Source organism: Streptomyces sp. NPDC048644, from assembly GCF_043199105.1.
GTDB lineage: Bacteria > Actinomycetota > Actinomycetes > Streptomycetales > Streptomycetaceae > Streptomyces.
Genome location: NZ_JBICVO010000005.1, coordinates 357,957 through 384,678 on the forward strand (window position 1 = coordinate 357,957; position 26,722 = coordinate 384,678).

Here is a 26,722-nt window from a genome sequence, read left to right on the forward strand (position 1 = left end):
GCTCCTGGGGCAAGCGACAGAACGAGATTCAAAGTTAGGCAGACCTAACTTCCTCTGCCACCATGTCACCACGCCCGGTACCGCCCGCGCAACATGTTACCGACGGCTTGTCGGAAACTACGGGTGCACGGGACCGGGCCCCGGGCACTTCGGGGCCTGACAAACCAGCGGAAAAGCGGAGGTAAGGCCGGTCAGCCCGCGGCCAGCTCCGGCACGCCGGCGTCCGCCCAGCGCGCGCCGATGCCGGTGACGGTCACCTCGCGCACGTCGTCCACGTCGCTCCCCAGGGCTGTGTCCAGGGGGTCAGGGGCGTCCGCGCCGACCGCGCGCTCGATCACGACGTGCAGCCGGTCGTCGGACAGCTCCTCGACCTTGCCGTCGCCCCACTCCACGACCACCACCGAATCCGGCAGCGACACATCGAGGTCCAGATCCTCCATCTCGTCGAGACCGCCGCCGAGGCGGTAGGCGTCGACGTGCACCAGCGCGGGGCCGCCGGACAGCGGGGGGTGCACACGGGCGATGACGAAGGTCGGCGAGGTGACGGCGCCGCGTACGCCCAGGCCCTCGCCCAGGCCGCGGGTCAGCGTCGTCTTGCCCGCGCCCAGCTCGCCGGTGAGCAGCACCAGGTCGCCGGGGCGCAGCAGGGCGGCCAGCCTGCGGCCCAACTCCTGCATCTGGTCGGGGGACTTGACGGTGACGTGGGTCTGGGTGGCGGTGGTGCTCATGCCGGAAATGGTACGGGCAGGGCGGGGTGCGGGGTTTACTCCCCAGGTCATTGCCCCGGACGGATGGCCTCGGGTGTCAGGCCCGCGCCGAGCGGGAACGCCGTGGGGCCGCCGCCGCCCGTTCGACGAGGGACACCAGCTGTTCGGTGACCAGCTCGGGCCGCTCCAGCATCACCAGGTGCCCGGCACCCGACACGCGTACCAGCTCCGCGGCGGGCAGCAGCTCGGCGATGGCCTCGCTGTGGTCGGCGGGGGTGATCAGATCCTGCTCACCGGCGAGCACCAGCGCGGGCACGGTGTCGTACGCCACCAGCGAGGCGGCCTTGTCGTGCGTCGCGAAAGCCGGGAAGAACTCGGCGACCACGTCGATCGGCGTCGCCTCGATCAGCCGCTCGGCGAAGCGCGCGACCCCCGGGTCGACGTCCTGCGGCGTCCCGAACGAGTAGCGCTTGACGATCCCGGCGAACAGGTCGGCGGTGGCCCGCCGCCCCCGCTCGACCATGTCGCTCTGCGCGCCCAGCACCTTCAGGAGACCCGGTGCGAGCCGGTGGAACGCCTTGACGCCGAGCGACGGCAGCCCGAAGGCGACCTCGCTGAGCTTGCCCGCCGACGTACCGATCAGGGCCACCGCGACCACCCGCTCGGCCACGAACTCCGGGAACTGGTCGGCCAGCGCCATCACCGTCATCCCGCCCATGGAGTGCCCGACCAGCACGATCGGCCCCTCGGGCACCGCCGCGTCCAGGACCGCCTTGAGGTCGCGGCCCAGCAGGTCGATGGTGACCGGCTCGCTGCCGTCGGCCTGCGACCTGCCGCGGGCCGAGCGGCCGTGGCTGCGCTGGTCCCAGTGCACGGTGCGGACGGCGCCGCGCAGCGCGGCCCGCTGGAAGTGCCAGGAGTCCTGGCTGAGGCAGTAACCATGGCTGAAAACGACCGTGGGGGCGGGCGAGCGGCGCCGCAGTGCCGCGCCGAGCCGCTTGCGGAGCGCGGCCTGCGCCGCCGTCTGCGCCGCGGCGGCGGTGCCGGGCCCGCGACCGGCGGCGCCGTCCTTGCCCGCCGCGCCCTTGCCCTTCGCGCCCCGGCCCGGCTTCGCCGCCGGTGCGTCGCCCGCCTCGTCGACCTCGTAGGTCAGCTCGGTGCCGTCCTCGGCGTACGCCGTGCCGGGGGTGCCGCGCAGCGTGCCGTACGGGCCCGCGGAGTCCAGCGCCAGCCGGGCCCGGCGGCGCATCCCCCGGCCCACCGTCATCCGCTCGATCGCCACACCGGCCGCCGCGCCCGCGGCGACCACGCCGATCGCCGCGCCCGCGATGCCCGCGTGCCGCCCGGCCTTCGCCCAGTTGCCCGCGGTCTCGGATGCCGCCTCGATCGCCTGCGCCGCCGCGTCGGTGCCCTCGCTCATCCCGTGCCCCCCGTGTCCCGGCTGCCGGCCGCCGCGGGTACGCCGGCCTCCGGCGCGCTGTCCCGGTGGACGCGCGGCACCCGGTTTCCGATCCGCGTGACGATTTCGTAGCCGATGGTTCCGGTCGCCTGCGCCCAGTCCTCCGCGGTCGGCTCGCCGCCGTCCCCAGGACCGAACAGCACCGCGCGGTCCCCCGGCAGGGCGGTGTCCTCGCCCAGATCGACCACGAACTGGTCCATGGCGATCCGTCCGGCGACCCTCCGCCAGGCCCCGGCGACCAGCACCGGGCCGCTGCCCGACGCGTGCCGCGGGATGCCGTCGGCGTAGCCGAGCGGCACCAGCGCGAGGGTGGTCTCACCCGACGTCGTGTAGTGGTGGCCGTACGAGACGCCGTGGCCTTCCGGGACGCGCTTGACCGACGCCAGGGACGCCTCCAGCGTCATCGCGGGCCGCAGCCCGAGATCCCGCGCGGTGCCGATCTCGGGGGCAGGCGAGATGCCGTAGACGCCGATGCCGGTGCGCACCAGATCGAAGTGCGCCTCGGGGAGGGTGAGCAGCGCGGGGGTGTTGGCGATGTGCCGGACCTCGGGACGCAGCCCGGCGGCCTCGGCGACCGCCAACGCCGCGTGGAAGGCGGTGAGTTGGGCGGCGATGGACGGGTGGCCCGGCTCGTCCGCGCAGGCGAAGTGGGACCAGACGCCGGTCACGGAGATCAGCCCGGCGCTCTCGGCGTCGCGGGCGGCTGCGGTCAGCTCAGGCCAGTCGTCCGGCTGGCAGCCGTTGCGGCCCAGGCCGGTGTCGGCCTTGAGCTGCACCCGGGCTCTGCGGCCTGTGTCCCGGGCCGCCACCGTCACCTCGCGCAGCGCCCACAGCGCGCTGACGGAGACGTCGATGTCCTGCTCGACGGCCGTGCGCCACGGGCCGCCCGGTGTCCACAGCCAGCACATCAGCCGCCCGGTGTCGCCCGCAGCGCGCAGCGCGAACGCCTCCTCGGGCAGCGCGGTGCCCAGCCAGCTCGCGCCGGCCGCGCGGGCGGCGCGTGCACAGGGCACCGCGCCGTGTCCGTAACCGTCGGCCTTGACCACGGCCATCAGCTCTGCCCCGGGTGCGCGGCCCCGCAGCGCGCGCACATTCGACCGCACGGCGGCGAGGTCGATGGCGGCGCTGGCCCGCATTGCTGTCTCGTTCATCCCCCTCAGTGTCTCAGGCGATGCCCCGCAGACCCCGGGTACGGGCGGTGAACCCAGCCACGCGCGCCGCATCCGCCCCGTCCTTCGCACGGCCGACAGGCGTGCCCGTCCGGTACGCCGCACCCGCCGTACCGGCCCTTCCCTGCCCGCCCTTCCCCGTCAGTCCTGGACGTCGCGCCAGGCCACGCCCAGGTGGTCGGCCACCTGGGAGGCCGTGACCGGGGCGCCCCGCACCCCGGCCGCCCGCCGGGCCGCCAGACCGTGCAGGTAGGCGCCGACGGACGCCGCGTCACGGGCCGGAAGGCCGGCGGCCAGCAGCGATCCGGACAGCCCGGACAGCACATCGCCGCTCCCGGCCGTCGCCAGCCACCCGGTCCCCGTCGGATTGACCCGCACCGGCCCGGTCGCGTCGGCGACCAGCGTCGTCGAGCCCTTGAGCAGCACCGTCGCCCCGTATCCCGCCGCCAGTTCGCGCACCGCGCGCAGCCGGCCCGCCTCGATCTCCGCGCGGTCCCTGCCGAGCAGCGCGGCGGCCTCACCTGCGTGCGGGGTCAGCAGGGTGCCGGCCGTCCTGGCGCGCACCCGCTCCGGCGTCAGGAAGCGCAGCCCGTCGGCGTCCACCAGCACCGGCACGTCCGCCGCCAGGACGTCGTCCAGGGCCTCGGCCTCCTCGCCGATGCCGGGCCCGATCACCCACGACTGCACCCGGCCCGCCCGGTGCGGCGGGCCCGCGTGCACCAGCGTCTCCGGGAAGTGCGCGAGCACCGCGTCGGCCGCCGGACCGACGTACCGCACGGCCCCCGCGCCGCCGCGCAGCGCGCCCGCCACCGCCAGCACCGCGGCACCCGGATACCGCGCGGAACCGGCCACCACACCGACCACACCGCGCCGGTACTTGTCGCTCTCCGCCGCGGGCCGCGGCAGCAGCTCCGCGACGTCCGCGTGCTGCAACGCCTCGGCCGCCGGCTCCCCCGGCAGGCGGAGCCCGATGTCCACCAGCCGCAGCGCCCCGGCCCGCTCCCGCGCCGGGTCGATCAGCAGCCCCGGCTTGTACGCCCCGAACGTCACCGTCGCGTCGGCGTGCACCGCGTCGCCCGGCACCTCACCGGTGTCCGCGTCCACCCCGCTCGGCAGATCGACCGCCAGCACCGTCGCCGTAGCGGCAGCCGCCCGCACCAGCCGGTCGGCCTCCGGGCGCAGCCCGCCGCGACCACCGATCCCCACGATGCCGTCCACCACCAGATCGGCCCGCTCCAGGGCGGGCCGCGCCTCGTCCGCGACCCGGCCGCCGGCCGCCCGCAGCGCGGCCAGACCACCCGGATGCGCGCGGCCGGGCGACAGCAGAACGGCGGTCACCCCCGCACCACGACGGGCCAGCCCGGCACCCGCGTACAGCGCGTCCCCACCGTTGTCACCACTGCCCACCAGCAGCACCACCCGGGCGCCGTACACCTTCCCGAGCAACTCCCCACAGGCAACGGCAAGCCCGGCCGCCGCCCGCCGCATCAAGGCCCCTTCGGGAAGCCGCGCCATCAACTCCCGCTCCGCCGCCCGCACGTCCGCGACGCTGTACGCAGTCCTCATGGGGTCAGTGTCACATCGGGGGGGCGGCGTGGCCCCGCGCCACGGCAGGCCGTCGCGGCCCGCCCCTCACCCCTCCGCGATCACCACAGCCGAAGCAACCCCCGCGTCATGGCTGAGCGAGATGTGCCAGGAGCGGACGCCGAGTTCGGTGGCGCGGGCCTCGACCGTGCCGCGGACGCGGAGCCGGGGTTGGCCGCTGTCCTCGACGTACACCTCGGCGTCGGTCCAGTGGAGGCCGCCGGGGGCGCCGAGTGCCTTGGCGACGGCTTCCTTGGCGGCGAAGCGGGCGGCGAGCGAGGCGGTGCCGCGGCGTTCGCCGCTGGGCAGCAGCAGCTCCTCGTCGATGAAGAGCCGCTGTGCCAGTTCGGGCGTGCGCTCCAGTGCCGCGCCGAACCGGTCGATCTCGGCGACGTCGATGCCGACTCCGATGATCACCGGCCCGCTCCGTGTCCCGTCGAGGGGTGGGTGAGGCCGCTCATTCCACCGTCACCGACTTGGCGAGGTTGCGCGGCTGGTCGACCTCGTTGCCACGGGCGGTGGCCAGTTCGCAGGCGAAGACCTGGAGCGGGACGGCGGACACCAGCGGCTGGAGCAGCGTCGGCGTCTGCGGGATCCGCACGAGGTGGTCGGCGTACGGCACGACCGTCTCGTCGCCCTCCTCGGCGATCACGATGGTGCGCGCCCCGCGGGCCCTGATCTCCTGGATGTTGGAGACGATCTTGTCGTGCAGCACCGAACGGCCGCGCGGCGACGGAACCACGACGACGACCGGCACGTCCTGCTCGATCAGCGCGATCGGCCCGTGCTTCAGCTCGCCCGCCGCGAAGCCCTCCGCGTGCATGTACGCGAGTTCCTTGAGCTTGAGCGCGCCCTCCAGGGCGACCGGGTAGCCGACGTGCCGGCCCAGGAAGAGCACGGTGTTCTTGTCGGCGAGCCCGCGGGCCAGTTCGCGCACCGGCTCCATCGTGCCCAGCACCTGCTCGACCTGGGTGCCGATCTCGGCCAGTTCGCGGACCACGGCCCGGACCTCGTCGCCCCACTTGGTGCCGCGCACCTGGCCGAGGTACAGCGCCACCAGGTAGCAGGCCACCAACTGCGTCAGGAACGCCTTCGTCGACGCCACCGCCACCTCGGGCCCGGCGTGCGTGTACAGGACGGCGTCCGACTCGCGCGGAATCGTGGATCCGTTGGTGTTGCAGATGGCGAGGACCTTGGCACCCTGCTCACGGGCGTGCCGCAGCGCCATCAGGGTGTCCATCGTCTCGCCGGACTGGCTGATGGCGATGACCAGGGTCCGCGGGTCCATGATCGGGTCGCGGTAGCGGAATTCGCTGGCCAGCTCGGTCTCGCAGGGGATCCGCGTCCAGTGCTCGATCGCGTACTTGGCGATCATCCCCGCGTGGTACGCCGTACCGCAGGCCACGATGACGACCTTGTCGACCTCGCGCAGCACCTCCGCCGGGATCCGCACCTCGTCGAGCGCGAGCACACCGGCGGCGTCGATCCGGCCGAGCAGGGTGTCGGCGACGGCCTTCGGCTGCTCGGCGATCTCCTTGAGCATGAAGTAGTCGTAGCCGTCCTTCTCGGCTGCCGACGCGTCCCAGTCGACGTGGTACGCCCGCACCTGCGCGGGCGCGCCGTCGAAGTCGGTGACCGTCACGCCGTCCCTGCGCAGCTCCACGACCTGGTCCTGGCCCAGCTCGACGGCCTCGCGGGTGTGCGCGATGAACGCCGCCACGTCCGACGCCAGGAACGCCTCGTCCTCGCCGATGCCCACCACCAGCGGGGAGTTGCGGCGCGCCCCGACGACCAGGTCGGGTGTGTCCGCGTGCACCGCGACCAGCGTGAACGCGCCCTCCAGGCGGCGGCACACCTGCCGCATCGCCTCGGGCAGATCGCCGCAGGACGAGTACGCCTCGGCCAGCAGATGGGCGACCGCCTCGGTGTCGGTCTCGGACGTCAACTCGTGGCCGCGGCCGGTCAGTTCGGCGCGCAGCGCGGCGAAGTTCTCGATGATGCCGTTGTGGACGACGGACACCCGGCCGGCGTTGTCCAGATGCGGATGGGCGTTGTCGTCGGTGGGACCGCCGTGCGTCGCCCACCGGGTGTGGCCGATGCCCGTCGTACCCGTCGGCAGCGGCCGGCTCGCCAACTCCTTCTCCAGGTTGGCGAGTTTGCCCGCCTTCTTGGCCGCGGCGAGCTGCCCGTCGGCCAGCACGGCGACACCCGCCGAGTCATAGCCGCGGTACTCCAGCCGCTTGAGCCCGGCGAGGACGACATCAAGAGCGGGCTGCCCGCCCACATAACCCACGATTCCGCACATGCCCGCAGCCTACGCGCCCCCGCCCGGCGCCCCCCGGACCGCGACGCAGCGGGGAACGGGGCGCCGCCGGCCCGGGGTACGCCTCACCAGCCCCGGGCCAGCCGGTCCACCGCGTCCTGCACCGCGTCCAGGAACTCCGCCTCCTCCTCCGAGTCCGTCTCGCCGCCCCGCTCGTCGTTCTCGACGAGTTCGGCGAGGTCCTCGGCCAGGTCCATGTCCGGGTAGGCGTCCGCCAGCTCGGCGTGCACCTGCGCCGCGAATCCGTCCATCGCCATGTCGTCCCCCACTCCCCCGGCGGCCCCTCGGCCCCGGTCCTTCCTCACGGACCGCCACCCCGGCCGTCCGAACAGGCGCGCGTGCACGCCCACCCCCCGTACTTCCCTCGGGCCGCGTGCGACCCTCATCCACCACTGACGGTAACCGCGGAAACCCGCCGGGTACAGACGCCCTTCCGGCGCCTCCCCCGCTCCGCCCGCCTGTTGCGGCACGTATGCCCGCCTCCGGGCGGCGCCGCTCTCCCGCAGTGCCACCCCGAGGTGAACCGCCCGCCGCGGCTGCGCACAATGGGCGCGTGCCTGAGACGACCGATCCGCAGCAACGACGCCGCGCCGAGCGCTCCCCGTACGTCGATCTGACGCGTACGGAATGGAGCGCCCTGCGGGAGAAGACCCCGCTGCCTTTGACCGCCGAGGAGGTCGAACGGTTGCGCGGCCTCGGCGATGTGATCGACCTGGACGAGGTACGGGACGTCTATCTCCCGCTCTCCCGGCTCCTCAACCTCTACGTCGGCGCCACCAGCAATCTGCGCGGGGCGCTGAACACCTTCCTCGGCGACGCCGGCGGCGGCCACGGCGCGCAGCCAGGCACCCCGTTCGTCATAGGGGTGGCAGGCAGCGTCGCGGTCGGCAAGTCGACCACCGCCCGGCTGCTCCAGGCGCTGCTGGCGCGCTGGCCCGAGCACCCGCGCGTCGAGCTGGTCACCACCGACGGGTTCCTTTTCCCCAACGCCGAGCTGCACCGCCGCGGCCTGATGTCCCGTAAGGGCTTCCCCGAGTCGTACGACCGCAGGGCGCTGACCCGCTTCGTCGCCGACGTGAAGTCCGGCAGGTCCGAGGTCACCGCGCCCGTCTACTCGCACCTGATCTACGACATCGTGCCCGGCGAGCGGCTGACCGTGCACCGCCCCGACATCCTCATCGTGGAGGGCCTCAACGTCCTCCAGCCCGCGCTGCCCGGCAAGGACGGCCGCACCCGCCTCGGGCTCGCCGACTTCTTCGACTTCTCCGTCTACGTCGACGCGCGGACCGAGGACATCGAGAGGTGGTACCTCGGCCGGTTCCGCAAGCTGCGCGAAACCGCCTTCCAGAACCCGTTCTCGTACTTCCGCAAGTACACCCAGGTCTCCGAGGACGAGGCCCTGGACTACGCCCGGATGATCTGGCGCACCGTCAACAAGCCCAACCTCCAGCAGAATGTCGCCCCCACCCGCGGCCGTGCCAACCTCGTGCTGCGCAAGGGCCCCGACCACAAGGTGCAGCGGCTCTCGCTGCGCAAGCTCTGAAACGCCCGCCAGATCCGCCCGGCCCCGGAGAAACCGTGCTGCACCTGCGCCTGATCGTCCCAGCGGACCGCACCGACGACGTCCTGCGGCTGCTGGAGACGACCGTCGGCACCGCCCATCTCGCCGTGCTGACCGGCGCCGCCCGCGACCCGCGGGGCGATGTGGTGCTGTGCGACGTGGCCAGGGAGGCCGCCGACACGCTGCTGGAGGAGCTGCGCGCCCTCCGTCTCGACGAGGACGGCTCGATCGCGGTCGAGGACATCGGCCTGTCGCTGTCCGCACGCGCCGACCGTGCCGAGCGGGAGGCGCCGGGCGAGGGCGCCGACGCGGTGCTGTGGGAATCGCTGACCGACGCCACCCACGAGGAGTCCACGCTCTCCGTTACCTACCTCGCCTTCCTCACCCTCGCCACGATGATCGCGGCCTGCGGCGTGGTGCTGGACAACGCGATCCTCATCGTCGGCGCGATGGCGGTGGGCCCTGAGTTCGGCCCGGTGGCCGGGATCTGCACCGCGCTGGTCCGGCGGGCGCCGCGGCTGGCCTGGCGCTCCCTGCTGGCACTGCTCGTCGGCTTCGCGGTGGCGATGACGGTGACCATCGGCTTCAGCTTCTTCATGGACGCGGTGCACCTCTTCGACATCGGGGCCCTCGACGCCGCGCGCCCGAACACCGCCTTCATCTACCGGCCCGACTGGTTCTCCTTCGTCGTCGCCGTCCTGGCAGGTATCGCCGGGGTGCTGTCGCTGACCTCGTCGAAGTCCGGCGCGCTGGTCGGCGTGGCGATCTCGGTGACCACCGTCCCGGCCGCCGCCAACGCCGCGGTCGCCTTCAGCTACGGCAGGTTCGGCCAGGCCCGCGGCTCCACCGAACAGCTGCTGCTCAACCTCGGCGGCATCCTGCTGGCCGGCGTCGTCACGCTGCTCGCGCAGAAGCTGCTGTGGTCCCGGCAGCAGCGCCGGCAGCGCCAACGCAGCACCGCCTGACGGCACTCCGGGAACTCTCCCGCCCTCGGTGATTCTCCTGACGCACGCGTCTTGTCACCGGTACGGGCCGGCCTTACCGTCAGGTAACACGGTCTGAACACGAGCCCTATCGCACCGCGTCGACGGCGAGGCAGGTTTTATGGCGCGTTCACGTCCCTTCGGCGGCCCGGCAGTTGGCGACCCCACGGGCCGTCGGCACCCGGCGGCGACCACCGCGTCCGGCCCCGCACACCCGACCGTGTGAGCCGCGCGGGCCCGGCGGCCCGCCCGCACCGCACACGCACGGCCCCCTCGCACCCCTACCGCCATCCGGCCTGCCCCCACCCCCTCCGGCATGCCCTCCGGCGCGTCCCCTCGTTGGCAGTCCGTCGGGCTCCCCGACGCGTCAGGCTCCGGCCTGCCCACCCCCACCTGGAGGCCCCATGAACCGTCCCCCCGCACCCCGCCGGCCACTGCGCCGATGGCTCTGCGCCGCCGGCACCGCCCTGTGCCTGGGCGCCGCCGCCCTCACCGCCACCGCACCCGCCCAGGCCACACCCGCCCCCGCGGCCCCGCAGGCGCGGCCCGCCACCGCCGACGGACCGCCCTACCCCGTGGGCGACCTCGGCACCGCCGTACACAACTTCATCGCCAGCCCGGACACCGTCGCCGGCGCCAACGACTGGACGTGCAAGCCGACCTCGCGCCACCCCCGGCCGGTGGTCCTCACCCACGGAACCTTCGCCAACTCCGGGGCCAACTGGGTCGCGCTCGCCCCGATGCTCGCCAACGAGGGCTACTGCGTCTACACCCTCAACTACGGCATGAACCACCTGTCGCTGGGCCGGGTCGGCGGGCTCGCCGACATCGGCGCATCGGCCAAGTCGCTCGGCACCTTCGTCGACAAGGTGCTCGCCGCCACCGGCGCCGAACGGGTCGACCTGGTCGGCCACTCCCAGGGCGGCATGATGCCGAACCAGTACCTGAAGCGTCTCGGCGGCGCCAAGAAGGTCCACGCCCTGGTCGGCATCGCACCGAGCAACCACGGCACCACCCTCGACGGCCTGCTCAGCCTCGGCCGGTCGATGAACGCCCTCGGCTTCGCCAACAGCTTCCTCGACCTCGCGGGGCTGACCGCCCTCAAGCAGCAGGAAGCCGGATCGGACTTCCAGAACGCCCTGTGGAAGGACGGCGACACGGTGCCAGGTATCCGGTACACCGTCATCCAGACCCGGCACGACAAGGTCGTCACGCCCTACACCAACGCCTTCCTGCACGGCGAAGGCGTGACCAACGTCCTCCTCCAGGACCAGTGCCCCGACGACAAGGTCGGCCACGTCGGCCTCTTCCTCGACGGCCCCACCCTCCAGAACGTCATGAACGCGCTCGGCCCCGACGACCCGGACTTCAAGCCCGCCTGCACCAACTACGGACCGACGACCTGACAGGCAGTCAACTCCCGGCAGCACAAAGGGCCTTCCTTCCCCGGCCGGGGAAGGAAGGCCCTTCGGCACACGCCTCGCGTCCGGTCAGCCCAGCGCCGACTTCACCGCGTCCGCCAGCCGCTCGGCGACCGCGCGGGCCTGCTCGATGTCGGCGGCCTCGACCATCACCCGGACCAGCGGCTCCGTACCGGAAGGCCGCAGCAGCACCCGCCCGGTCGCGCCCAGCTCACGCTCCGCCTCGGCGACCGCCGCGGTCAGCGAGGGCGAGGTGGCGACCCGGGACTTGTCGACGTCGGGGACGTTGATCAGCACCTGCGGCAGCCGCTCCATCACCCCGGCCAGCTCGTCGAGCGGCCGTCCGGTCGCCGCGACCCTGGCCGCCAGCATCAGGCCGGTCAGCGTGCCGTCCCCGGTGGTGGCGTGATCCAGCACGATGACGTGCCCGGACTGCTCGCCGCCCAGCGCGAAGCCGTTCGCCTTCATCGCCTCCAGGACGTACCGGTCGCCGACCGCGGTCGCCACGAAGTCGATGCCCTCGCGCTCCATCGCCAGCTTGAAGCCCAGGTTGGACATGACCGTGCCGACGACGGTGTTCTTGCGCAGCGCACCGGAATCGCGCATGCCGAGCGCCAGAACGGCCAGGATCTGGTCGCCGTCGATCTCGTTGCCCGCCCGGTCCACGGCCAGGCAGCGGTCCGCGTCACCGTCGTGCGCCACACCCAGGTCGGCGCCGTGCTCAACGACCGCCGCGCGCAGCAGACCCAGATGGGTGGAGCCGCAGCCGTCGTTGATGTTCAGGCCGTCCGGGTCGGTGCCGATGGTGACGATATCCGCGCCGGCCCGCGCGAACGCCTCGGGCGAGACCCGCGCCGCCGCGCCGTGCGCACCGTCGATGACGATCTTCAGACCGTCAAGGCGGTTGGGGAGAACACCCACCAGATGGGCGACATAGTTGTCGAAGCCCTCGTCGTAGACGGTGACCCGGCCGACACCCGCGCCCGTCGGACGCTCCCAGGGCTCGCCCGTGCTGTGACCCCGGTACGTCTGCTCGATGCGGTCCTCCAGCTCGTCAGCGAGCTTGTGGCCGCCGCGGGCGAAAAACTTGATGCCGTTGTCGGGCATCGGGTTGTGGCTGGCGGAGAGCATCACGCCGAGGTCCGCGCCGAGCGACCCGGTCAGATAAGCGACCGCAGGGGTCGGCAGCACGCCCACCCGCAGCACGTCAACCCCCGCGCTGGCCAGGCCCGCCACCACGGCGGACTCCAGGAACTCACCGGACGCCCGCGGATCTCGCCCGACCACGGCCACCGGCCGATGCCCCTCGAAAGCCCGCCCGTCGCCCGGCCACCGCCCCTGTAGGGCGTGGCTTCGCCCCGACTCCTCCTCTGCGAGTACGTGCGCCGCAGCGACCGACAGACCGAGCGCCAGCTCCGCCGTCAGATCCGCATTGGCGACACCGCGCACCCCGTCCGTTCCGAAGAGTCGTCCCACTGGTGTCCTCCGAGTGTCTGAGCTTGGTCCAGCGTGTGGAATCCAGGTATACGCCCCCGGCGTCCAGATATACGTCCCTGGCCCCGGATAGCCGAACGCCCCGGCAGCACGGAAAGTGCCACCGGGGCGTTCGCCAAGTGCTGCATGTCGCAGCGAGCGCGCTTAGCGCTTGCTGTACTGCGGCGCCTTGCGGGCCTTCTTCAGACCGGCCTTCTTGCGCTCGACCGCACGGTCGTCGCGCTTGAGGAAGCCGGCCTTCTTCAGCGTGCCACGGTTGTTCTCGACGTCCGCCTCGTTCAGCGCACGGGCGACGCCCAGACGCAGCGCACCGGCCTGGCCGGAGATGCCGCCGCCGGAGATGCGCGCCACGACGTCGTAGCGGTTGTCCAGCTCGAGCACCTTGAAGGGCTCGTTGACTTCCTGCTGGTGCACCTTGTTGGGGAAGTAACCCTCAAGGGTGCGACCGTTGATCTTCCACTGGCCGGTGCCCGGAACGATCCGGACGCGGGCGATGGCGTTCTTGCGACGGCCCAGGCCGGCAGCCGGCTGCGGGTCGCCGAAGCGGGAGGCGAGGGACTCGGAGGTGTACTCACCCTCCACGACCTCGGTCTCGGTGGTGTATTCCTCGACGGCCGCCTCGTCGTTCTCGATGACGGGGGTCTCGGGAGTGGTCTCGGCCACGATGCTCCTCAGATTCTTTTCGTCTTAGGGGGTGGCCGGACTTACTGCGCGACCTGGGTGATCTCGAACGGGACCGGCTGCTGCGCAGCGTGCGGGTGCTCGGCGCCCGCGTAGACCTTCAGCTTCGAGAGCATCTGACGGCCGAGGGTGTTCTTGGGGAGCATGCCCTTGATGGCCTTCTCGACGGCCTTCTCGGGGTTCTTGTCGAGCAGCTCGTCGTAGCGGACGGACCGCAGACCACCCGGGAAACCCGAGTGGCGGTAGGCCATCTTCTGGCTCCGCTTGTTACCGGACAGGTGCACCTTGTCGGCGTTGACGATGATGACGAAGTCACCCATGTCAACGTGCGGCGCGTACACCGGCTTGTGCTTGCCCCTCAGGAGGGACGCGGCCTGGGTGGCCAGACGGCCCAGGACAACGTCCTGCGCGTCAATGATGTGCCACTGGCGCTGGACATCGCCGGGCTTGGGGCTGAACGTACGCACGGTCGTAGCCTTCGCTTCTTCAGTGATGGGGTCACCCCGTACCCGCGAGGGTCCGGAGGACGGGGTCCTGTACTGGACACCTGGTCGATCGCACCAGCACTGGCAGCGCTACGGGTGACGCAACCCGATCGTCCGCCGCTGGTTCATCGGCCCGGTGGCCGGCGTAAGGGCCCCTCACGTGAGATAGAGCAAGCCAATACGCATAACGAACCAGCAGAATACCGGCCTGCACCCAGCCGGGTCAAAACGCGCCGGAGCACCGGGCCGGGCCCGGCACTCCGGCGACCCGCCCTACCGCGCCCGCTCCACCCGGCGCTCGTCCCACACCGGCTCCGCCGTCTCCCGCACCAGACCGTCCGACCCGAAGACCAGATACCGGTCGAAGGACCGCGCGAACCACCGGTCGTGCGTCACCGCAAGCACCGTCCCGTCGTACGCCTCCAGCCCCTCCTGCAACGCCTCCGCGCTCTCCAGGTCGAGGTTGTCCGTCGGCTCGTCCAGCAGCAGCACGGTCGCACCCGCCAGCGCCAGCAGCAGGATCTGGAAACGGGCCTGCTGGCCGCCCGAGAGCCGCTCGAAGCGCTGCTCCGCCTGGCGTTCCAGCTCGTACCTGCGCAGCGCGCTCATCGCCCTGCCGCGGTCCTTGGCGTGCTCGGTCCACAGGATGTCCAGCAGGGTGCGGCCCTGAAGCTCGGGATGGGCGTGCGTCTGCGCGAAGTGCCCGGGTACCACCCGCGCGCCCAGCTTCCAGGCGCCGGTGTGCGCGACGGGATGCTCCGCGTCCCCGGCCAGCAGCCGCAGGAAGTGCGACTTGCCCGAGCCGTTGGATCCCAGCACCGCGACCCGCTCGCCGTAGAAGACCTCCAGGTCGAAGGGGCGCATCAGGCCGGTCAGCTCCAGGCCCTCACAGGTGATCGCGCGCACGCCCGTCCGGCCGCCCGCCAGTCGCATCGTGATGTCCTGCTCACGCGGCGGCTCCGGCGGCGGGCCCAGCTCCTCGAACTTGCGCAGCCGGGTCTGCGCCGCGTGATAGCGCGAGGCCAGCTCGTGGCTGTTCTCCGCGGCCTGCCGCAGATTGCGCACCAGCTTCTTGAGCTGCTCGTGCTTCTCGTCCCAGCGCCGCCGCAGCTCCTCGAAGCGCGCGAACCGCTCCTTGCGCGCCTCGTGGTACGTGGCGAAGCCGCCGCCGTGCACCCAGACGTCCGACCCCGCGGGCCCCGGCTCGACGCTGACGATCTTGTCGGCGGCCCGTGCCAGCAGCTCCCGGTCGTGGCTGACGAACAGCACCGTCTTCTTCGTCTCGCGCAGCCGCTCCTCCAGCCAGCGCTTGCCCGGCACGTCCAGATAGTTGTCCGGCTCGTCCAGCAGCAGCACCTCGTCGTTGCCGCGCAGCAGCGACTCCAGCACCAGACGCTTCTGCTCGCCGCCGGAGAGCGTGCGCACCAGCCGCCACTGCGCCTTCTCGTACGGCATCCCCAGCGCCGCCATGGTGCAGATGTCCCAGGCCGTCTCGGCCTCGTAGCCCTGCGCCTCCGCCCAGTCGCTGAGCGCCTGCGCGTACCGCATCTGCGCGGCCTCGTCGTCCACCGTCATGATCGCGTGCTCGGCCTCGTCCACCGCGGCAGCCGCCCGGCGCAGCCGCGGCTGGGCCACCGACACCAGCAGGTCGCGCACCGTGCGCTCGTCCCGCACCGAGCCGACGAACTGCGGCATCACACCGAGCCCGCCGCTGACCGTGACCGCACCGCCGTGCGGCGTCAGCTCCCCCGCGATCAGCCGCAGCAGCGTCGTCTTGCCCGCACCGTTGGCCCCCACCAACGCAACCGATGCGCCCTCCCCCACCCGGAAGGAGACGTCCCCCAGCAGGACCCTCCCGTCCGGCAGGTAGTACTCCAGATGCCCGGCCTCCACATGTCCCATGAAGCGGATTGTCACCGGACACCACCGGATTCCCCAAGCGGGTTTGTACGAGCGGGCCCGGGGAGCCCCTCCGGGCAGCCGCCGCCCCGGACCGGCTCCTCTAAGATGCGCGGCATGAGCTTTGGGCATGGGGGGCCGTTCGACGGCCCCGGGGGATCCGGTTCCACCCCGGACTGGGAAGCACTGGCCGAGGAGAGCGAAGCGGGCGCCAAGCGGAAGCGCTGGCTGCTGATCGGCGGCGGCGCCCTGGCCACCGTCGTCGTGGCGGGCATCGTCGCCACCGCGGTGGTCAGCAGCAACAGCGGCGGCTCCGACGGCAAACCGACGGCGCACGGCTCCGCGTCCGGCTCGGCCGTCGAACCGGACGCGCCGCACCCGTCCTTCTCCGACGTCTCGGTCCCGCCGCCGCCGAACCCGCGGGACTACATCACCGACCCGCAGAAGGACAAGGCGCCCTTCACCCCCGCCACCCTCTTCCCCGACAAGAAGATGGTGATCGGCGAGCACACCTACCCGCGCACCGCGACCGCCGCGTCCAAGGACTGCACCGAAGCGGCCCAGGGCGCCCTCGGCTCCCTGCTCAAGCACAGCGGCTGCACGTCGCTGCTGCGCGCCACGTACGCCAAGAGCGGCGTCGCGGTCACCGTCGGCGTCGCCGTCTTCGACTCCGCCGCAGCCGCCGATCACGTCAAGGACAAGGCTCCCAACAACCTCGCCCCGCTCTCCGGCGGCAGCGTCGACGAGACCTTCTGCCGCGGCACGGCCTGCCGGATGACGACCAACGCCACCGGCCGCTACGCCTACTTCACGATCGCCGGCTACCTCGACGGCAAGCGCGTCACGAACGCCTCAGCCCCGGTGATAAAGATCGGCAGGGACGGCGAGTCCTACGCGTTCGCCCGGATCATCCAGCGCGGCAAGGACCAGGCGGAGAAGGCCGCGGAGGCGCAGGCCGGCCAGTCCTGAGCCGGCCGGGCGGGGGCGGCACCGCACCGGCGGCCCCCGCCGCCCCCGGCCGCCTCAGCAGCAGCCGGCCCCCGGCAGCGTCCGCTTGTTGCGCGCCTCGCGGTTGCGGGCCATCAGCTGATCGTCGGCCGGGTAGCCGACCTCCTCCAGCGTCAGCCCGTGGGGCCGCACCACGTGCACCGCCGAGTCCCGCACCCCCGCGGCCAGCACCTTCCCCGGCCACTCCACCGGCCGGTGCCCGTCCCCGACGAACAGCAGCGCGCCCACCAGCGAACGCACCATGTTGTGGCAGAACGCGTCGGCCCGCACCGTCCCGGTCAGCACCCCGGCCGCGTCCCGCACCCAGCTCAGCTCCTGGAGCGTACGGATCGTCGTCGCACCCTCCCGCCGCTTGCAGTACGCCGCGAAGTCGTGCTCGCCCAGCAGCGCCTGCGAGGCCGCGTTCATCGCCTCGACGTCCAACTCCCAGTCGTGCCACAGCACATGGCCGCGCAGCAGCGGATCGACGCCCCCAGGGTGATCGGTCACCCGGTACGCGTACCGCCGCCAGATCGCCGAGAACCGCGCGTTGAAACCGTACGGCGCCTCGGCGGCCCGCCACACCCGTACGTCCTTCGGCAGCCGCCCGGCCAGCCGGCGCAGCAGCCGCTCGCCGTGCTCGGCCCAGACCGCCTCCGGCAGATCCACATGGGCCACCTGCCCGCGCGCGTGCACCCCGGCATCGGTCCGCCCGGCGACGGTCAGCTCGAACGTCTCGTCCGAACGGGTCACCGTCCGCAGCGCGGTCTCCAACTCCCCCTGGACGGTGCGCCTTTCGCGCTGCTTCGCCCAGCCGGAGAAGTCCTTTCCGTCGTACGAAAGATCCAGCCGCACCCGGACGTACCCGGGCTCCACCTCATCGCTCACGCGTCGATCCTCTCAGAGCGGGCAAACGGAACGGGCCCGCTCCCCGAAGGGAACGGACCCGTCCGCAGACTCAGCGGCCTCAGGCGTCCTTGGACTCCTCGGCCGGCGCCTCGTCGGCCTTGGCCTCGGCGGCCTCGTCCTTCTTCAGCGCGTCTTCCTTGACCGCACGCTTGGTGGCGGCCTCGGCCTCACCGGTGGCCTGCTGGGCCACGGTCAGGGCCTCCACCAGCTCGATGACGGCCATGGGAGCGTTGTCGCCACGGCGGTTACCGATCTTGGTGATGCGGGTGTAGCCACCCGGGCGGTTCTCGAACCGCGGGGCAACCTCGGTGAAGAGCGTGTGCACGACGCTCTTGTCCGAGATCAGCTGCATGACCTGGCGGCGGTTGTGAAGGTCGCCCTTCTTCGCCTTGGTCACCAGACGCTCGGCGTACGGACGCAGACGACGGGCCTTGGCCTCGGTCGTCGTGATGCGGCCGTGCTCGAAGAGCGCGGTGGCCAGGTTGCGCAGCATCAGACGCTCGTGCGCAGCGCTGCCGCCCAGACGGGCACCCTTGGCGGGCTTCGGCATGGTGTTTCTCCTTCATTGCTGCACCGGCCGTATCAGGTACCGGTGTCAGTTCCCACGAGGCGGGCGCCCCACGGAAGATTTCACGCGACCGGGCCCGGGGACGCACCCCGGGCCGGCCGGACAAACTCAGTACTGCTCGGTCTCGACATTGCGATCCCCTGAGGCCACGGCCCCAGCCGACTCAGTACTGTTCGGTCTCCACGAAACCGGCGTCCGCGTCGTCGTCGGCGCCGAAGGCGTCGGCGGCGGCGGTCGGGTCGAATCCGGGCGGGCTGTCCTTGAGCGCCAGGCCCATGCCGGCCAGCTTCGCCTTGACCTCGTCGATCGACTTCGCACCGAAGTTGCGGATGTCGAGCAGGTCCGCCTCGGAGCGGGCCACCAGCTCGCCCACCGAGTGGATGCCCTCGCGCTTGAGGCAGTTGTAGGAGCGGACCGTCAGCTCCAGCTCCTCGATCGGCAGCGCCAGATCGGCGGCCAGGGCGGCGTCCGTCGGCGACGGGCCCATGTCGATGCCCTCGGCGTCGATGTTGAGCTCGCGCGCCAGGCCGAACAGCTCGACCAGGGTCTTACCGGCCGACGCCATGGCGTCACGCGGACGCATGGCCTGCTTGGTCTCGACGTCGACGATCAGCTTGTCGAAGTCGGTGCGCTGCTCGACACGGGTCGCCTCGACCTTGTACGTGACCTTGAGCACCGGCGAGTAGATGGAGTCGACCGGAATCCGGCCGATCTCCTGGCCCACCTGCTTGTTCTGGACGGCGGAGACGTAGCCGCGACCGCGCTCGACGGTCAGCTCCATCTCCAGCTTGCCCTTGCCGTTGAGCGTGGCGAGGACCAGGTCGGGGTTGTGGACCTCGACACCGGCCGGCGGGGCGATGTCCGCGGCGGTGACCAGACCGGGGCCCTGCTTGCGCAGGTACATGACCACGGGCTCGTCGTGCTCGCTGGACACGACCAGCTGCTTGATGTTGAGGATGAGGTCGGTGACGTCCTCCTTGACACCCGGCACGGTGGTGAACTCGTGCAGGACGCCGTCGATGCGGATGGACGTGACCGCCGCACCCGGAATCGAGGAGAGGAGCGTGCGACGCAGGGAGTTGCCGAGGGTGTAACCGAAGCCCGGCTCCAGGGGCTCGATCACGAACCGCGAACGGTACTCGTCGACGACCTCTTCGGTCAGCGACGGACGCTGAGCGATAAGCATGTGTGCATCCTTCAGTCGTGGGCGCCCGCTATTTGACGCCCTCTGTACACAAGGGTACGGGCGGTACCGCTCCGAAGAGCCTGTACCGCCCGAGCCCGTCGCCCTACTTACTTGGAGTAGAGCTCAACGATCAGCTGCTCCTGCACCTGGGTGTCGATCACCTGGCGCTCGGGCATGCTGTGCACGAGGATCCGGAGGTTCGACGGGATCGCTTCCAGCCACGCCGGAACGGTCCTCTCGCCGGCCTCGGCCTGCGCCACCGCGAACGGGGTCAGGTTCCGGGAGCCCTCACGGACCTCGATGATGTCGTTCGCGGACACCCGAGCCGACGGAATGTCGGTCTTGTGGCCGTTCACTGTGATGTGTCCGTGACGCACCAGCTGACGGGCGTGGTCGCGGGACTTGGCAAAGCCGGCCCGGTAGACCACGTTGTCGAGGCGGGTCTCAAGGATGCGCAGAAGGTTCTCACCGGTCTTGCCGGTCTTCTGGTTCGCTTCCTTGTAGTAGTTCACGAACTGCTTTTCAAGGACACCGTAAATACGGCTGCACTTCTGCTTCTCACGAAGCTGGAGCAGGTATTCGCTGTCCTTGGTGCGCCCGCGACCGTGCTCACCCGGGGGGTAAGGACGAATCTCGATCGGGCACTTTGCGCTCTCGCACTTGCTCCCCTTGAGGAAGAGCTTCTGCTTCTCCCGACGGCAACGCTTGCAGTCGGCCCCGGTGTAACGCGCCATATTGTTTTGTCTCCTACTTCAGCGAGTCAGACGCGGCGACGCTTGGGCGGCCGGCATCCGTTGTGCGGAGTGGGGGTGACGTCCTGGATCGAACCCACCTCCAGGCCGGTGGCCTGGAGCGAGCGGATCGCGGTCTCACGGCCGGAGCCGGGGCCCTTGACGAAAACGTCGACCTTGCGCATGCCGTGCTCCTGCGCGCGACGGGCAGCCGACTCGGCGGCCATCTGCGCGGCGAACGGAGTCGACTTACGCGAACCCTTGAAGCCCACGTGACCGGCCGAAGCCCAGGAAATCACGTTGCCGGTCGGGTCGGTGATCGACACGATGGTGTTGTTGAACGTGCTCTTGATGTGAGCGTGCCCGTGGGCGACGTTCTTCTTCTCCTTGCGGCGCACCTTCTTGGCGCCGGCCGTACGGCCCTTCGGAGGCATTCATAACTCCCGTGGAGGTGGTCGGTCCTACAGCGAAGACCGCTTGGGGGGCCTAGGGGGAAGTCCCCCGGAGGCCACAGTGCGTCCTGCTGAGGACTACTTCTTGCCCGGCTTCTTCTTGCCGGCAATCGCGCGACGCGGGCCCTTGCGGGTACGGGCGTTCGTGCTGGTGCGCTGACCGTGGACCGGAAGGCCACGACGGTGACGCAGACCCTGGTAGCAGCCGATCTCGACCTTGCGGCGGATGTCGGCCTGAATCTCGCGACGGAGGTCACCCTCGGTCTTGAGGTTGTTGTCCACGTACTCGCGGATCTTGATCAGGTCTTCCTCGGCCAGGTCGCGGACCCGGGTGTCCGGGTTCACGCCGGTGGCGGCGAGGGTCTGCTGCGACAGCGTGCGCCCAATGCCGAAGACGTAGGTGAGGGCGACCTCCACGCGCTTTTCACGCGGGAGATCAACGCCTGCGAGGCGTGCCATTGATGTGGCTCCTGATGGCTATTCGGAGGTCTTCCGCAGCACCGTTCCCGTAAGACTCTGCTGAATTACGAGCCGGGCCCCGGCCTCCGAGCCGGGGGTGTCGTCCCCACGCGAGAAATGCGGGGGTCGGGTGTCTGCGTATGTACGTATTTACGTGCGTCGCGCGAAAAACTGCGAAATGCAGGTTGGTCGGCGTGCGTCAGCCCTGGCGCTGCTTGTGGCGCAGGTTGTCGCAGATGACCATGACCCGGCCGTGACGGCGGATCACCTTGCACTTGTCGCAGATCTTCTTGACGCTCGGCTTGACCTTCATGGGTGTGAGGTTCTCCGGGTCAGTGCCGTCACCCCACGGGAGCGGGGCGGCGACAAGATCTACTTGTAGCGGTAGACGATCCGGCCACGCGTCAGGTCGTACGGAGAGAGCTCCACCACGACCCGGTCATCCGGGAGAATACGGATGTAGTGCATCCGCATCTTGCCGCTGATGTGCGCGAGGACCTTGTGACCGTTCTGGAGCTCTACCTTGAACATCGCGTTCGGCAGAGACTCGATCACGGTGCCCTCGATCTCGATGGCACCTTGCTTCTTGGCCACGCTTCGCCTTTCGAATCGGCTACCTTGATCAACTCTCCTGCGTGGACCGCTCCGAGAAGCGGGCACACGGATGCACGAGAGCCGACGCGTCAGTCTACGTCAGCGTCACCGAAAAGACGAATCCACGATTATTGCCCACCCGGGGAGATCCTTACGCCACCGCGCCGCCATCGGCCCGTCACCGCGGCCCAGCAGCGGGTCCGAGCGTCGGATCAGGCGCCCGCGAGCGGGTCGGGCGCGGCCTGGATGCCCAGCTCGGCCAGCTTCGCCTTGCCGCCGTCCACCGCGGTCAGCACCAGCGGGCCCTCTTCGGTCAGCGCCACCGAGTGCTCCCAGTGCGAGGACCAGCCGCCGTCGTTCGACTTGACCGTCCAGTCGTCCTCGAGCACATGCGTCTTGGCGGTGCCGAGGTTGACCATCGGCTCGATCGCGATGCAGAAGCCGGGCACCAGCTTCGGGCCGCGCCCGCGCTTGCGGTCGACGTAGTTCAGCAGGTGCGGGTCCATGTGCATCTGCGAGCCGATGCCGTGGCCGCCGTAGTCCTCGACGATGCCGTACTTGCCGTTCGAGGGGCGCGGCTGCCGGCGGATGTAGCCCTCGATCGCCTTGGAGATGTCCATGAGGCGGTTGCCCTTGCTGACCGCGGCGATGCCGGCCCACATCGACTCCTCCGTCACCCGGCTCAGCTCGACCAGCTCCGCGGAGTGACCGCTGCCGACGAACGCGGTGTACGCGGCGTCGCCGTGCCAGCCGTCGATGATGGCGCCGCAGTCGATGGAGATGATGTCGCCGTCGCGCAGCACCGTCTCCGTGTCGGGGATGCCGTGCACCACGACGTCGTTCACCGACGTGCAGACCGTCGCGGGAAAGCCGCCGTAGCCAAGGAAGTTGGAGGTGGCGCCGTGCGCGGCGAGCACCTTGCGGGACACGTCGTCCAGGTCCTTGGTCGTCGCGCCCGGCACTGCGGCCTCACGGGTCGCCGCGTGAATGGCGGCGACCACCAGCCCCGCCTCGCGCATCTTCGCGATCTGCTCCGGGGTCTTGATCTCCACCATGGCGAATAACGCCTTCCTGAACCGACGATGACGACATCTGCGTCCTTTGCCCGGCCGACCGCCGGACGGGCGCGCCCGCCCCCATACACGATACGGCCGCGCCGCCCTCGCCGGGCAACGCGGCCGTACCGGAGTGTGTGTGCGGCCCTACGCGCCGCGACCCAGCGCGGTCATGGACCGCTGGGTGACCTCTTCGACCTTGCCGAGAGCCGGAATCGTCACGACGAGTTCCTGCGACTTGTAGTAGTCGATGATCGGCTCGGTCTCCGAGTGGTAGACCTCCAGGCGCTTGCGCACCGTGTCCTCGTGGTCGTCGTCGCGCTGGTACAGCTCGCCGCCGCAGACGTCGCAGACGCCCTCGGTCTTCGGCTTGCTGTACTCGGCGTGGAAGACGTGCGCGGAGTCCTTGCGGCAGATGCGCCGCCCGGCGATCCGCTTGACGACCTCGTCCTCGGGAACCTCCAGGTCGAGCACCGCGTCCAGCGCGATGCCCTTGCCCTTGAGGTAAGCGTCCAGCGCCTCGGCCTGCTTGAGGTTGCGCGGGAACCCGTCCAGCAGGAAACCCCCGGCCGCGTCCGACTGCTCCAGGCGGTCCTCGGCCATGCCGATCGTGACCTCGTCCGGCACCAGGTTTCCGGCGTCCATGTAGGACTTCGCCTGCACACCCAGGGGCGTGCCCTGGCTGATGTTGGCGCGGAACAGGTCGCCCGTGGAGATGTGCGGGATCTGGAGGTTCTTGGCAAGGTACGCAGCCTGCGTACCCTTACCGGCCCCCGGAGGTCCGACGAGGACGATTCGCATCAGCGGAGGAACCCTTCGTAGTTGCGCTGCTGAAGCTGGCTCTCGATCTGCTTCACGGTTTCCAGACCCACACCCACGATGATCAGGATGCTCGTCCCGCCGAACGGGAAGTTCTGGTTCGCGTTGAACAGCACCAACGCCACTGTTGGTACGAGTGCGATCAGCCCCAGGTACAGCGAGCCCGGCCACGTGATCCGGTTGAGCACGTAGCTGAGGTACTCGGCCGTCGGGCGACCAGCCCGGATGCCCGGGATGAAGCCACCATACTTCTTCATGTTGTCGGCAACTTCTTCGGGGTTGAAGGAGATTGCCACGTAGAAGAAGGCGAAGAACACGATCAACAAGAAGTACGTAACGATGTAAACCGGGTGATTGCCCTTGGTGAAGTTGGTGGCAACCCACGTCGCCCACGCCGCCTTCGATCCGCTGAACTGCGCGACCAGGGCCGGAATGTAGAGCAACGACGACGCGAAGATGACGGGAATCACACCCGCCTGGTTCACCTTGAGCGGGATGTACGTGGACGTACCGCCATAGGAACGGCGACCGATCATGCGCTTCGCATATTGGACCGGAATACGGCGCTGAGCCTGCTCGACGAAGACCACGAGGGCGACCATGGCCAGACCCACGACAATCACGGCGAAGAACTCGATCCAGCCGTCGGCCAGCTTGCCCTGGACCTTGATCTGCCAGAGGGCGCCCGGGAATCCGGCGGCGATCGAGATGAACATCAGGATGGACATGCCGTTGCCGATACCGCGGTCGGTGACCAGCTCACCGAGCCACATGACCATGGCCGTACCGGCGGTCATCGTGATGACCATCGTGATGGTGGTGAAGATGGAGTCGCTCGGCACGATCTCGCTGGCGACCGGGCAGCTCTGGAAGAGCGCACCACTGCGGGCGGTGGCCACCAGGCCGGTGCCCTGCAGGATCGCCAGCGCCACGGTCAGATAGCGGGTGTACTGGGTGATCTTCGCCTGACCGGTCTGCCCCTCTTTCTTGAGGGCCTCCAGTCGTGGAATGACCACGGTCAGCAGCTGGAGAATGATGCTCGCCGTGATGTACGGCATGATGCCCAGCGCGAAGATCGTGATCTGCAGCAGCGCACCACCGCTGAACATGTTCACCAGGGCGAACAACCCGCTGTTGCCGCCGGCCTGCTTCATGCAGGTCTCGACGTTCGCGTAGTTCACCCCAGGGACCGGGATATGCGCACCGATCCGGTAGAGCACGATGATGCCCAATGTGAACAGCAGCTTCTTGCGCAGGTCGGGCGTCTTGAACGCTCGGGCGAACGCGGTGAGCACGGTGCCTCCTGCGCCTCCCGCCTCGTGGGCGAGAGGTGACGGTCTTGAGGATCGACGAATAGAAAGTGGCAAACGCCGCACGACCGGGGCCGTACGGCGGGGGTCCGGTGCTCTCCCCCTGGAAAACACTGCACCGGCAAGCCACCTTACCGGCGACCGTACCCCCGTGGAACGACCAACCGGGGATGCCCCAAACGATGGGCATCCCCGGTCAGTTGAACCAACGAACTCAGATGAGTTCGGTGACGGTGCCGCCGGCAGCGGCAATCTTCTCCTTGGCGGAGCCGGAGACGGAGTCCACCGTCACCTGCAGTGCCACGGAGACCTCGCCGGCGCCGAGCACCTTGACGAGCTCGTTCTTGCGCACCGCGCCCTTGGCGACCAGATCGGCCACCGTGACCTCGCCACCCTGCGGGTACAGCGCGGCCAGCTTCTCCAGGTTCACGACCTGGAACTGCTTGTGGGCGGGGTTCTTGAAGCCCTTCAGCTTCGGGAGGCGCATGTGGAGGGGCATCTGCCCGCCCTCGAAGCGCTCCGGAACCTGGTAACGGGCCTTCGTGCCCTTGGTACCACGACCAGCGGTCTTACCCTTGGACGCCTCACCACGACCCACACGGGTCTTGGCGGTCTTGGCGCCCGGGGCGGGCCGGAGGTTGTGGACCTTCAGCGGGTTCTGCTCCGCCATGTCAGTCGACCTCCTCAACCGTCACGAGGTGGCGGACGGTGTGCACCATGCCGCGGAACTCGGGACGGTCCTCCTTGACAACCGAGTCGTTCAGGCGCTTGAGCCCGAGCGAACGCAGGGTGTCGCGGTGGTTCTGCTTGCTGCCGATGTAGGACTTCGTCTGCGTGATCTTGAGGTGCGCCATTACGCGGTCACCCCGGCACGCGCACGCAGCAGGGCTGCGGGAGCAACGTCCTCCAGCGGCAGGCCACGACGGGCGGCGATCTCCTCGGGACGCTGCAGTCCCGAGAGGGCCTCCACCGTGGCGTGCACGATGTTGATCGGGTTCGACGAACCGAGCGACTTGCTCAGGACATCGTGGATGCCCGCGCACTCCAGAACGGCGCGCACCGGGCCACCGGCGATCACACCGGTACCGGGGGAAGCCGGCTTGAGCAGGACGACGCCCGCAGCCTTCTCGCCCTGGATGGGGTGGGGGATGGTGCCCTGGATACGGGGGACCTTGAAGAAGTTCTTCTTGGCCTCTTCCACGCCCTTGGCGATGGCAGCCGGAACTTCCTTGGCCTTGCCGTAACCGACACCTACGGTGCCGTCACCGTCGCCCACCACGACCAGCGCGGTGAAGCTGAAACGACGACCACCCTTGACAACCTTGGCGACACGGTTGATCGCGACAACGCGCTCAACGTATGCGGTCTTCTCGGCGGCAGCGCCACCGTCGCGACCCTTCCGGTCCCGCCGCTCGCCGCCACCGGCACCGCTTCCGCGGCGCTGGGGTCCAGCCATTGGATTTACCTCTCTCTGTTACGTCCGCTAGCTCCGGAACCGGGGCTTAGAACTTCAGCCCGGCTTCGCGGGCGGCGTCCGCCAGAGCGGCAATGCGCCCGGCGTACTGGTTGCCACCGCGGTCGAACACGACGGCCTCGACGCCGGCGGCCTTGGCGCGCTCAGCGACCAGGGCACCGACCTGCTTGGCCTGGTCGCCCTTGCTGCCTTCGCCGCCACGGATCGACGCGTCCAGGTGCGACGCCGACGCGAGCGTGTGGCCCGCGATGTCGTCGATGACCTGGGCGGTGATGCCGCGGTTGGAACGCGTCACGACCAGACGCGGACGCGCCGGCGTACCCGCAATCCGCTTACGGATGCGGATGTGGCGCCGCTTGAGGGCGGCACCCTTACGGGCATTGCCCTTCGCGATCTTCACACCGTATGCCAT

General features: G+C 70.3%; 30 protein-coding genes. 4 read left to right on the forward strand and 26 right to left on the reverse strand.

The window, feature by feature from the left end; all coding sequences use genetic code 11:
• Positions 1 to 191: 191 nt before the first annotated feature.
• The 7 genes from tsaE to ACGFNI_RS14050 form a co-directional block, all read right to left on the reverse strand.
• Positions 192 to 728: a tRNA (adenosine(37)-N6)-threonylcarbamoyltransferase complex ATPase subunit type 1 TsaE gene (tsaE, locus tag ACGFNI_RS14020; RefSeq protein ID WP_393683573.1), complete on the reverse strand. Its 537-nt coding sequence runs from the start codon at positions 726 to 728 to the stop codon at positions 192 to 194.
• A gap of 76 nt (positions 729 to 804) precedes the next feature.
• Positions 805 to 2,127 carry an alpha/beta fold hydrolase gene (locus ACGFNI_RS14025; protein WP_393683575.1) on the reverse strand — a complete coding sequence of 441 codons (1,323 nt, stop codon included), beginning with the start codon at positions 2,125 to 2,127 and terminating at the stop codon, positions 805 to 807.
• Positions 2,124 to 3,317 (reverse strand): alanine racemase, encoded by a 1,194-nt coding sequence (gene alr, locus ACGFNI_RS14030; RefSeq protein ID WP_393683576.1) that lies wholly within the window; start codon positions 3,315 to 3,317, stop codon positions 2,124 to 2,126. The genes ACGFNI_RS14025 and alr overlap by 4 nt, the downstream gene beginning before the upstream one ends.
• A gap of 159 nt (positions 3,318 to 3,476) precedes the next feature.
• Positions 3,477 to 4,901: an NAD(P)H-hydrate dehydratase gene (locus ACGFNI_RS14035; RefSeq protein WP_393683577.1), complete on the reverse strand. Its 1,425-nt coding sequence runs from the start codon at positions 4,899 to 4,901 to the stop codon at positions 3,477 to 3,479.
• A gap of 66 nt (positions 4,902 to 4,967) precedes the next feature.
• Positions 4,968 to 5,336: a holo-ACP synthase gene (locus ACGFNI_RS14040; protein ID WP_393683578.1), complete on the reverse strand. Its 369-nt coding sequence runs from the start codon at positions 5,334 to 5,336 to the stop codon at positions 4,968 to 4,970.
• 40 nt (positions 5,337 to 5,376) lie between these two features.
• Positions 5,377 to 7,224, reverse strand: a complete 1,848-nt coding sequence (gene glmS, locus ACGFNI_RS14045) for a glutamine--fructose-6-phosphate transaminase (isomerizing) (RefSeq protein ID WP_393683580.1) — start codon at positions 7,222 to 7,224, stop codon at positions 5,377 to 5,379.
• Positions 7,225 to 7,307: 83 nt separating this feature from the next.
• The gene (locus ACGFNI_RS14050) at positions 7,308 to 7,499 is read right to left on the reverse strand and encodes a hypothetical protein (RefSeq protein ID WP_393683581.1); all 192 of its coding nucleotides are present in this window, start codon (positions 7,497 to 7,499) and stop codon (positions 7,308 to 7,310) included.
• Between the two features lie 296 nt (positions 7,500 to 7,795).
• Here ACGFNI_RS14050 and coaA point away from each other — a divergent pair, with 296 nt between their 5' ends.
• The 3 genes from coaA to ACGFNI_RS14065 all read left to right on the forward strand — a co-directional run bounded on the left by coaA (position 7,796) and on the right by ACGFNI_RS14065 (position 11,192).
• Entirely contained in the window at positions 7,796 to 8,785 is a 990-nt protein-coding gene (coaA, locus tag ACGFNI_RS14055) for a type I pantothenate kinase (RefSeq protein ID WP_393683583.1), read from the forward strand.
• 35 nt (positions 8,786 to 8,820) lie between these two features.
• Positions 8,821 to 9,768 carry a DUF389 domain-containing protein gene (locus ACGFNI_RS14060; protein ID WP_393683585.1) on the forward strand — a complete coding sequence of 316 codons (948 nt, stop codon included), beginning with the start codon at positions 8,821 to 8,823 and terminating at the stop codon, positions 9,766 to 9,768.
• 422 nt (positions 9,769 to 10,190) lie between these two features.
• The gene (locus tag ACGFNI_RS14065) at positions 10,191 to 11,192 is read left to right on the forward strand and encodes an esterase/lipase family protein (RefSeq protein ID WP_393683587.1); all 1,002 of its coding nucleotides are present in this window, start codon (positions 10,191 to 10,193) and stop codon (positions 11,190 to 11,192) included.
• Between the two features lie 84 nt (positions 11,193 to 11,276).
• Here the strand turns inward: ACGFNI_RS14065 and glmM are convergent, their stop codons facing one another.
• From glmM to ACGFNI_RS14085, 4 genes are all read right to left on the reverse strand, one after another.
• The gene (gene glmM, locus ACGFNI_RS14070; RefSeq protein WP_393683588.1) at positions 11,277 to 12,683 is read right to left on the reverse strand and encodes a phosphoglucosamine mutase; all 1,407 of its coding nucleotides are present in this window, start codon (positions 12,681 to 12,683) and stop codon (positions 11,277 to 11,279) included.
• Between the two features lie 162 nt (positions 12,684 to 12,845).
• The gene (rpsI, locus tag ACGFNI_RS14075) at positions 12,846 to 13,364 is read right to left on the reverse strand and encodes a 30S ribosomal protein S9 (protein ID WP_227046503.1); all 519 of its coding nucleotides are present in this window, start codon (positions 13,362 to 13,364) and stop codon (positions 12,846 to 12,848) included.
• Positions 13,365 to 13,405: 41 nt separating this feature from the next.
• Positions 13,406 to 13,849 carry a 50S ribosomal protein L13 gene (rplM, locus tag ACGFNI_RS14080; RefSeq protein WP_227046502.1) on the reverse strand — a complete coding sequence of 148 codons (444 nt, stop codon included), beginning with the start codon at positions 13,847 to 13,849 and terminating at the stop codon, positions 13,406 to 13,408.
• Positions 13,850 to 14,140: 291 nt separating this feature from the next.
• Positions 14,141 to 15,769 carry an ABC-F family ATP-binding cassette domain-containing protein gene (locus ACGFNI_RS14085; RefSeq protein ID WP_393683589.1) on the reverse strand — a complete coding sequence of 543 codons (1,629 nt, stop codon included), beginning with the start codon at positions 15,767 to 15,769 and terminating at the stop codon, positions 14,141 to 14,143.
• Between the two features lie 114 nt (positions 15,770 to 15,883).
• Here ACGFNI_RS14085 and ACGFNI_RS14090 point away from each other — a divergent pair, with 114 nt between their 5' ends.
• On the forward strand, positions 15,884 to 16,735 hold the full coding sequence (locus ACGFNI_RS14090; protein ID WP_393683591.1) for a hypothetical protein: 852 nt from the start codon (positions 15,884 to 15,886) through the stop codon (positions 16,733 to 16,735).
• Between the two features lie 54 nt (positions 16,736 to 16,789).
• Here ACGFNI_RS14090 and truA read toward each other — a convergent pair whose 3' ends face one another.
• The 15 genes from truA to rplR all read right to left on the reverse strand — a co-directional run bounded on the left by truA (position 16,790) and on the right by rplR (position 26,722).
• Positions 16,790 to 17,641 carry a tRNA pseudouridine(38-40) synthase TruA gene (gene truA, locus ACGFNI_RS14095; protein WP_393683593.1) on the reverse strand — a complete coding sequence of 284 codons (852 nt, stop codon included), beginning with the start codon at positions 17,639 to 17,641 and terminating at the stop codon, positions 16,790 to 16,792.
• Positions 17,642 to 17,720: 79 nt separating this feature from the next.
• Positions 17,721 to 18,212, reverse strand: coding sequence for a 50S ribosomal protein L17 (gene rplQ, locus ACGFNI_RS14100; protein WP_393683595.1), 492 nt, complete (start codon positions 18,210 to 18,212; stop codon positions 17,721 to 17,723).
• A 181-nt stretch (positions 18,213 to 18,393) separates the two neighbouring features.
• Positions 18,394 to 19,416: a DNA-directed RNA polymerase subunit alpha gene (locus tag ACGFNI_RS14105; protein ID WP_003956430.1), complete on the reverse strand. Its 1,023-nt coding sequence runs from the start codon at positions 19,414 to 19,416 to the stop codon at positions 18,394 to 18,396.
• 107 nt (positions 19,417 to 19,523) lie between these two features.
• On the reverse strand, positions 19,524 to 20,150 hold the full coding sequence (gene rpsD, locus ACGFNI_RS14110; RefSeq protein ID WP_393683597.1) for a 30S ribosomal protein S4: 627 nt from the start codon (positions 20,148 to 20,150) through the stop codon (positions 19,524 to 19,526).
• Between the two features lie 26 nt (positions 20,151 to 20,176).
• Complete coding sequence (rpsK, locus tag ACGFNI_RS14115; protein WP_004571845.1) at positions 20,177 to 20,581, reverse strand: 30S ribosomal protein S11; 405 nt, start codon at positions 20,579 to 20,581, stop codon at positions 20,177 to 20,179.
• Between the two features lie 96 nt (positions 20,582 to 20,677).
• Positions 20,678 to 21,058 carry a 30S ribosomal protein S13 gene (gene rpsM / locus ACGFNI_RS14120; RefSeq protein ID WP_384594962.1) on the reverse strand — a complete coding sequence of 127 codons (381 nt, stop codon included), beginning with the start codon at positions 21,056 to 21,058 and terminating at the stop codon, positions 20,678 to 20,680.
• A 199-nt stretch (positions 21,059 to 21,257) separates the two neighbouring features.
• Positions 21,258 to 21,371: a 50S ribosomal protein L36 gene (gene rpmJ, locus ACGFNI_RS14125; RefSeq protein ID WP_003956441.1), complete on the reverse strand. Its 114-nt coding sequence runs from the start codon at positions 21,369 to 21,371 to the stop codon at positions 21,258 to 21,260.
• Between the two features lie 59 nt (positions 21,372 to 21,430).
• The gene (infA, locus tag ACGFNI_RS14130; RefSeq protein ID WP_003956442.1) at positions 21,431 to 21,652 is read right to left on the reverse strand and encodes a translation initiation factor IF-1; all 222 of its coding nucleotides are present in this window, start codon (positions 21,650 to 21,652) and stop codon (positions 21,431 to 21,433) included.
• A 212-nt stretch (positions 21,653 to 21,864) separates the two neighbouring features.
• Complete coding sequence (map, locus tag ACGFNI_RS14135; RefSeq protein ID WP_393683599.1) at positions 21,865 to 22,707, reverse strand: type I methionyl aminopeptidase; 843 nt, start codon at positions 22,705 to 22,707, stop codon at positions 21,865 to 21,867.
• Between the two features lie 147 nt (positions 22,708 to 22,854).
• Entirely contained in the window at positions 22,855 to 23,508 is a 654-nt protein-coding gene (locus ACGFNI_RS14140; protein WP_393683601.1) for an adenylate kinase, read from the reverse strand.
• The gene (gene secY, locus ACGFNI_RS14145; RefSeq protein ID WP_393683603.1) at positions 23,508 to 24,821 is read right to left on the reverse strand and encodes a preprotein translocase subunit SecY; all 1,314 of its coding nucleotides are present in this window, start codon (positions 24,819 to 24,821) and stop codon (positions 23,508 to 23,510) included. The genes ACGFNI_RS14140 and secY overlap by 1 nt, the downstream gene beginning before the upstream one ends.
• A gap of 229 nt (positions 24,822 to 25,050) precedes the next feature.
• On the reverse strand, positions 25,051 to 25,506 hold the full coding sequence (rplO, locus tag ACGFNI_RS14150) for a 50S ribosomal protein L15 (protein ID WP_227046493.1): 456 nt from the start codon (positions 25,504 to 25,506) through the stop codon (positions 25,051 to 25,053).
• 1 nt (position 25,507) lies between these two features.
• Positions 25,508 to 25,690: a 50S ribosomal protein L30 gene (gene rpmD, locus ACGFNI_RS14155; protein ID WP_393683606.1), complete on the reverse strand. Its 183-nt coding sequence runs from the start codon at positions 25,688 to 25,690 to the stop codon at positions 25,508 to 25,510.
• A complete protein-coding gene (rpsE, locus tag ACGFNI_RS14160; protein ID WP_088798403.1) occupies positions 25,690 to 26,292 on the reverse strand; it encodes a 30S ribosomal protein S5 in 603 nt (200 codons plus the stop codon). Before rpsE ends, rpmD begins: the two co-directional genes overlap by 1 nt.
• A gap of 46 nt (positions 26,293 to 26,338) precedes the next feature.
• Entirely contained in the window at positions 26,339 to 26,722 is a 384-nt protein-coding gene (gene rplR / locus ACGFNI_RS14165) for a 50S ribosomal protein L18 (protein WP_227046491.1), read from the reverse strand.

Coding starts and splice junctions, on each gene's coding strand:
- ACGFNI_RS14090 (WP_393683591.1), top strand. CDS start 15,884: ATGAGCTTTGGGCATGGGGGGCCGTTCGACGGCCCCGGGGGATCCGGT.
- tsaE (WP_393683573.1), bottom strand. CDS start 728: ATGAGCACCACCGCCACCCAGACCCACGTCACCGTCAAGTCCCCCGAC.
- glmS (WP_393683580.1), bottom strand. CDS start 7,224: ATGTGCGGAATCGTGGGTTATGTGGGCGGGCAGCCCGCTCTTGATGTC.
- rpmJ (WP_003956441.1), bottom strand. CDS start 21,371: ATGAAGGTCAAGCCGAGCGTCAAGAAGATCTGCGACAAGTGCAAGGTG.
- rpsM (WP_384594962.1), bottom strand. CDS start 21,058: ATGGCACGCCTCGCAGGCGTTGATCTCCCGCGTGAAAAGCGCGTGGAG.
- ACGFNI_RS14140 (WP_393683601.1), bottom strand. CDS start 23,508: ATGCGAATCGTCCTCGTCGGACCTCCGGGGGCCGGTAAGGGTACGCAG.
- rplR (WP_227046491.1), bottom strand. CDS start 26,722: ATGGCATACGGTGTGAAGATCGCGAAGGGCAATGCCCGTAAGGGTGCC.
- ACGFNI_RS14050 (WP_393683581.1), bottom strand. CDS start 7,499: ATGGCGATGGACGGATTCGCGGCGCAGGTGCACGCCGAGCTGGCGGAC.
- rpsK (WP_004571845.1), bottom strand. CDS start 20,581: ATGCCTCCGAAGGGCCGTACGGCCGGCGCCAAGAAGGTGCGCCGCAAG.
- rplQ (WP_393683595.1), bottom strand. CDS start 18,212: ATGCCGAAGCCCGCCAAGGGTGCCCGTCTGGGCGGCAGCGCTGCGCAC.
- ACGFNI_RS14025 (WP_393683575.1), bottom strand. CDS start 2,127: ATGAGCGAGGGCACCGACGCGGCGGCGCAGGCGATCGAGGCGGCATCC.
- ACGFNI_RS14085 (WP_393683589.1), bottom strand. CDS start 15,769: ATGGGACATGTGGAGGCCGGGCATCTGGAGTACTACCTGCCGGACGGG.
- ACGFNI_RS14035 (WP_393683577.1), bottom strand. CDS start 4,901: ATGAGGACTGCGTACAGCGTCGCGGACGTGCGGGCGGCGGAGCGGGAG.
- map (WP_393683599.1), bottom strand. CDS start 22,707: ATGGTGGAGATCAAGACCCCGGAGCAGATCGCGAAGATGCGCGAGGCG.
- rpsE (WP_088798403.1), bottom strand. CDS start 26,292: ATGGCTGGACCCCAGCGCCGCGGAAGCGGTGCCGGTGGCGGCGAGCGG.
- rpsD (WP_393683597.1), bottom strand. CDS start 20,150: ATGGCGCGTTACACCGGGGCCGACTGCAAGCGTTGCCGTCGGGAGAAG.
- alr (WP_393683576.1), bottom strand. CDS start 3,317: ATGAACGAGACAGCAATGCGGGCCAGCGCCGCCATCGACCTCGCCGCC.
- ACGFNI_RS14065 (WP_393683587.1), top strand. CDS start 10,191: ATGAACCGTCCCCCCGCACCCCGCCGGCCACTGCGCCGATGGCTCTGC.
- rplO (WP_227046493.1), bottom strand. CDS start 25,506: ATGGCGGAGCAGAACCCGCTGAAGGTCCACAACCTCCGGCCCGCCCCG.
- rpmD (WP_393683606.1), bottom strand. CDS start 25,690: ATGGCGCACCTCAAGATCACGCAGACGAAGTCCTACATCGGCAGCAAG.
- ACGFNI_RS14105 (WP_003956430.1), bottom strand. CDS start 19,416: ATGCTTATCGCTCAGCGTCCGTCGCTGACCGAAGAGGTCGTCGACGAG.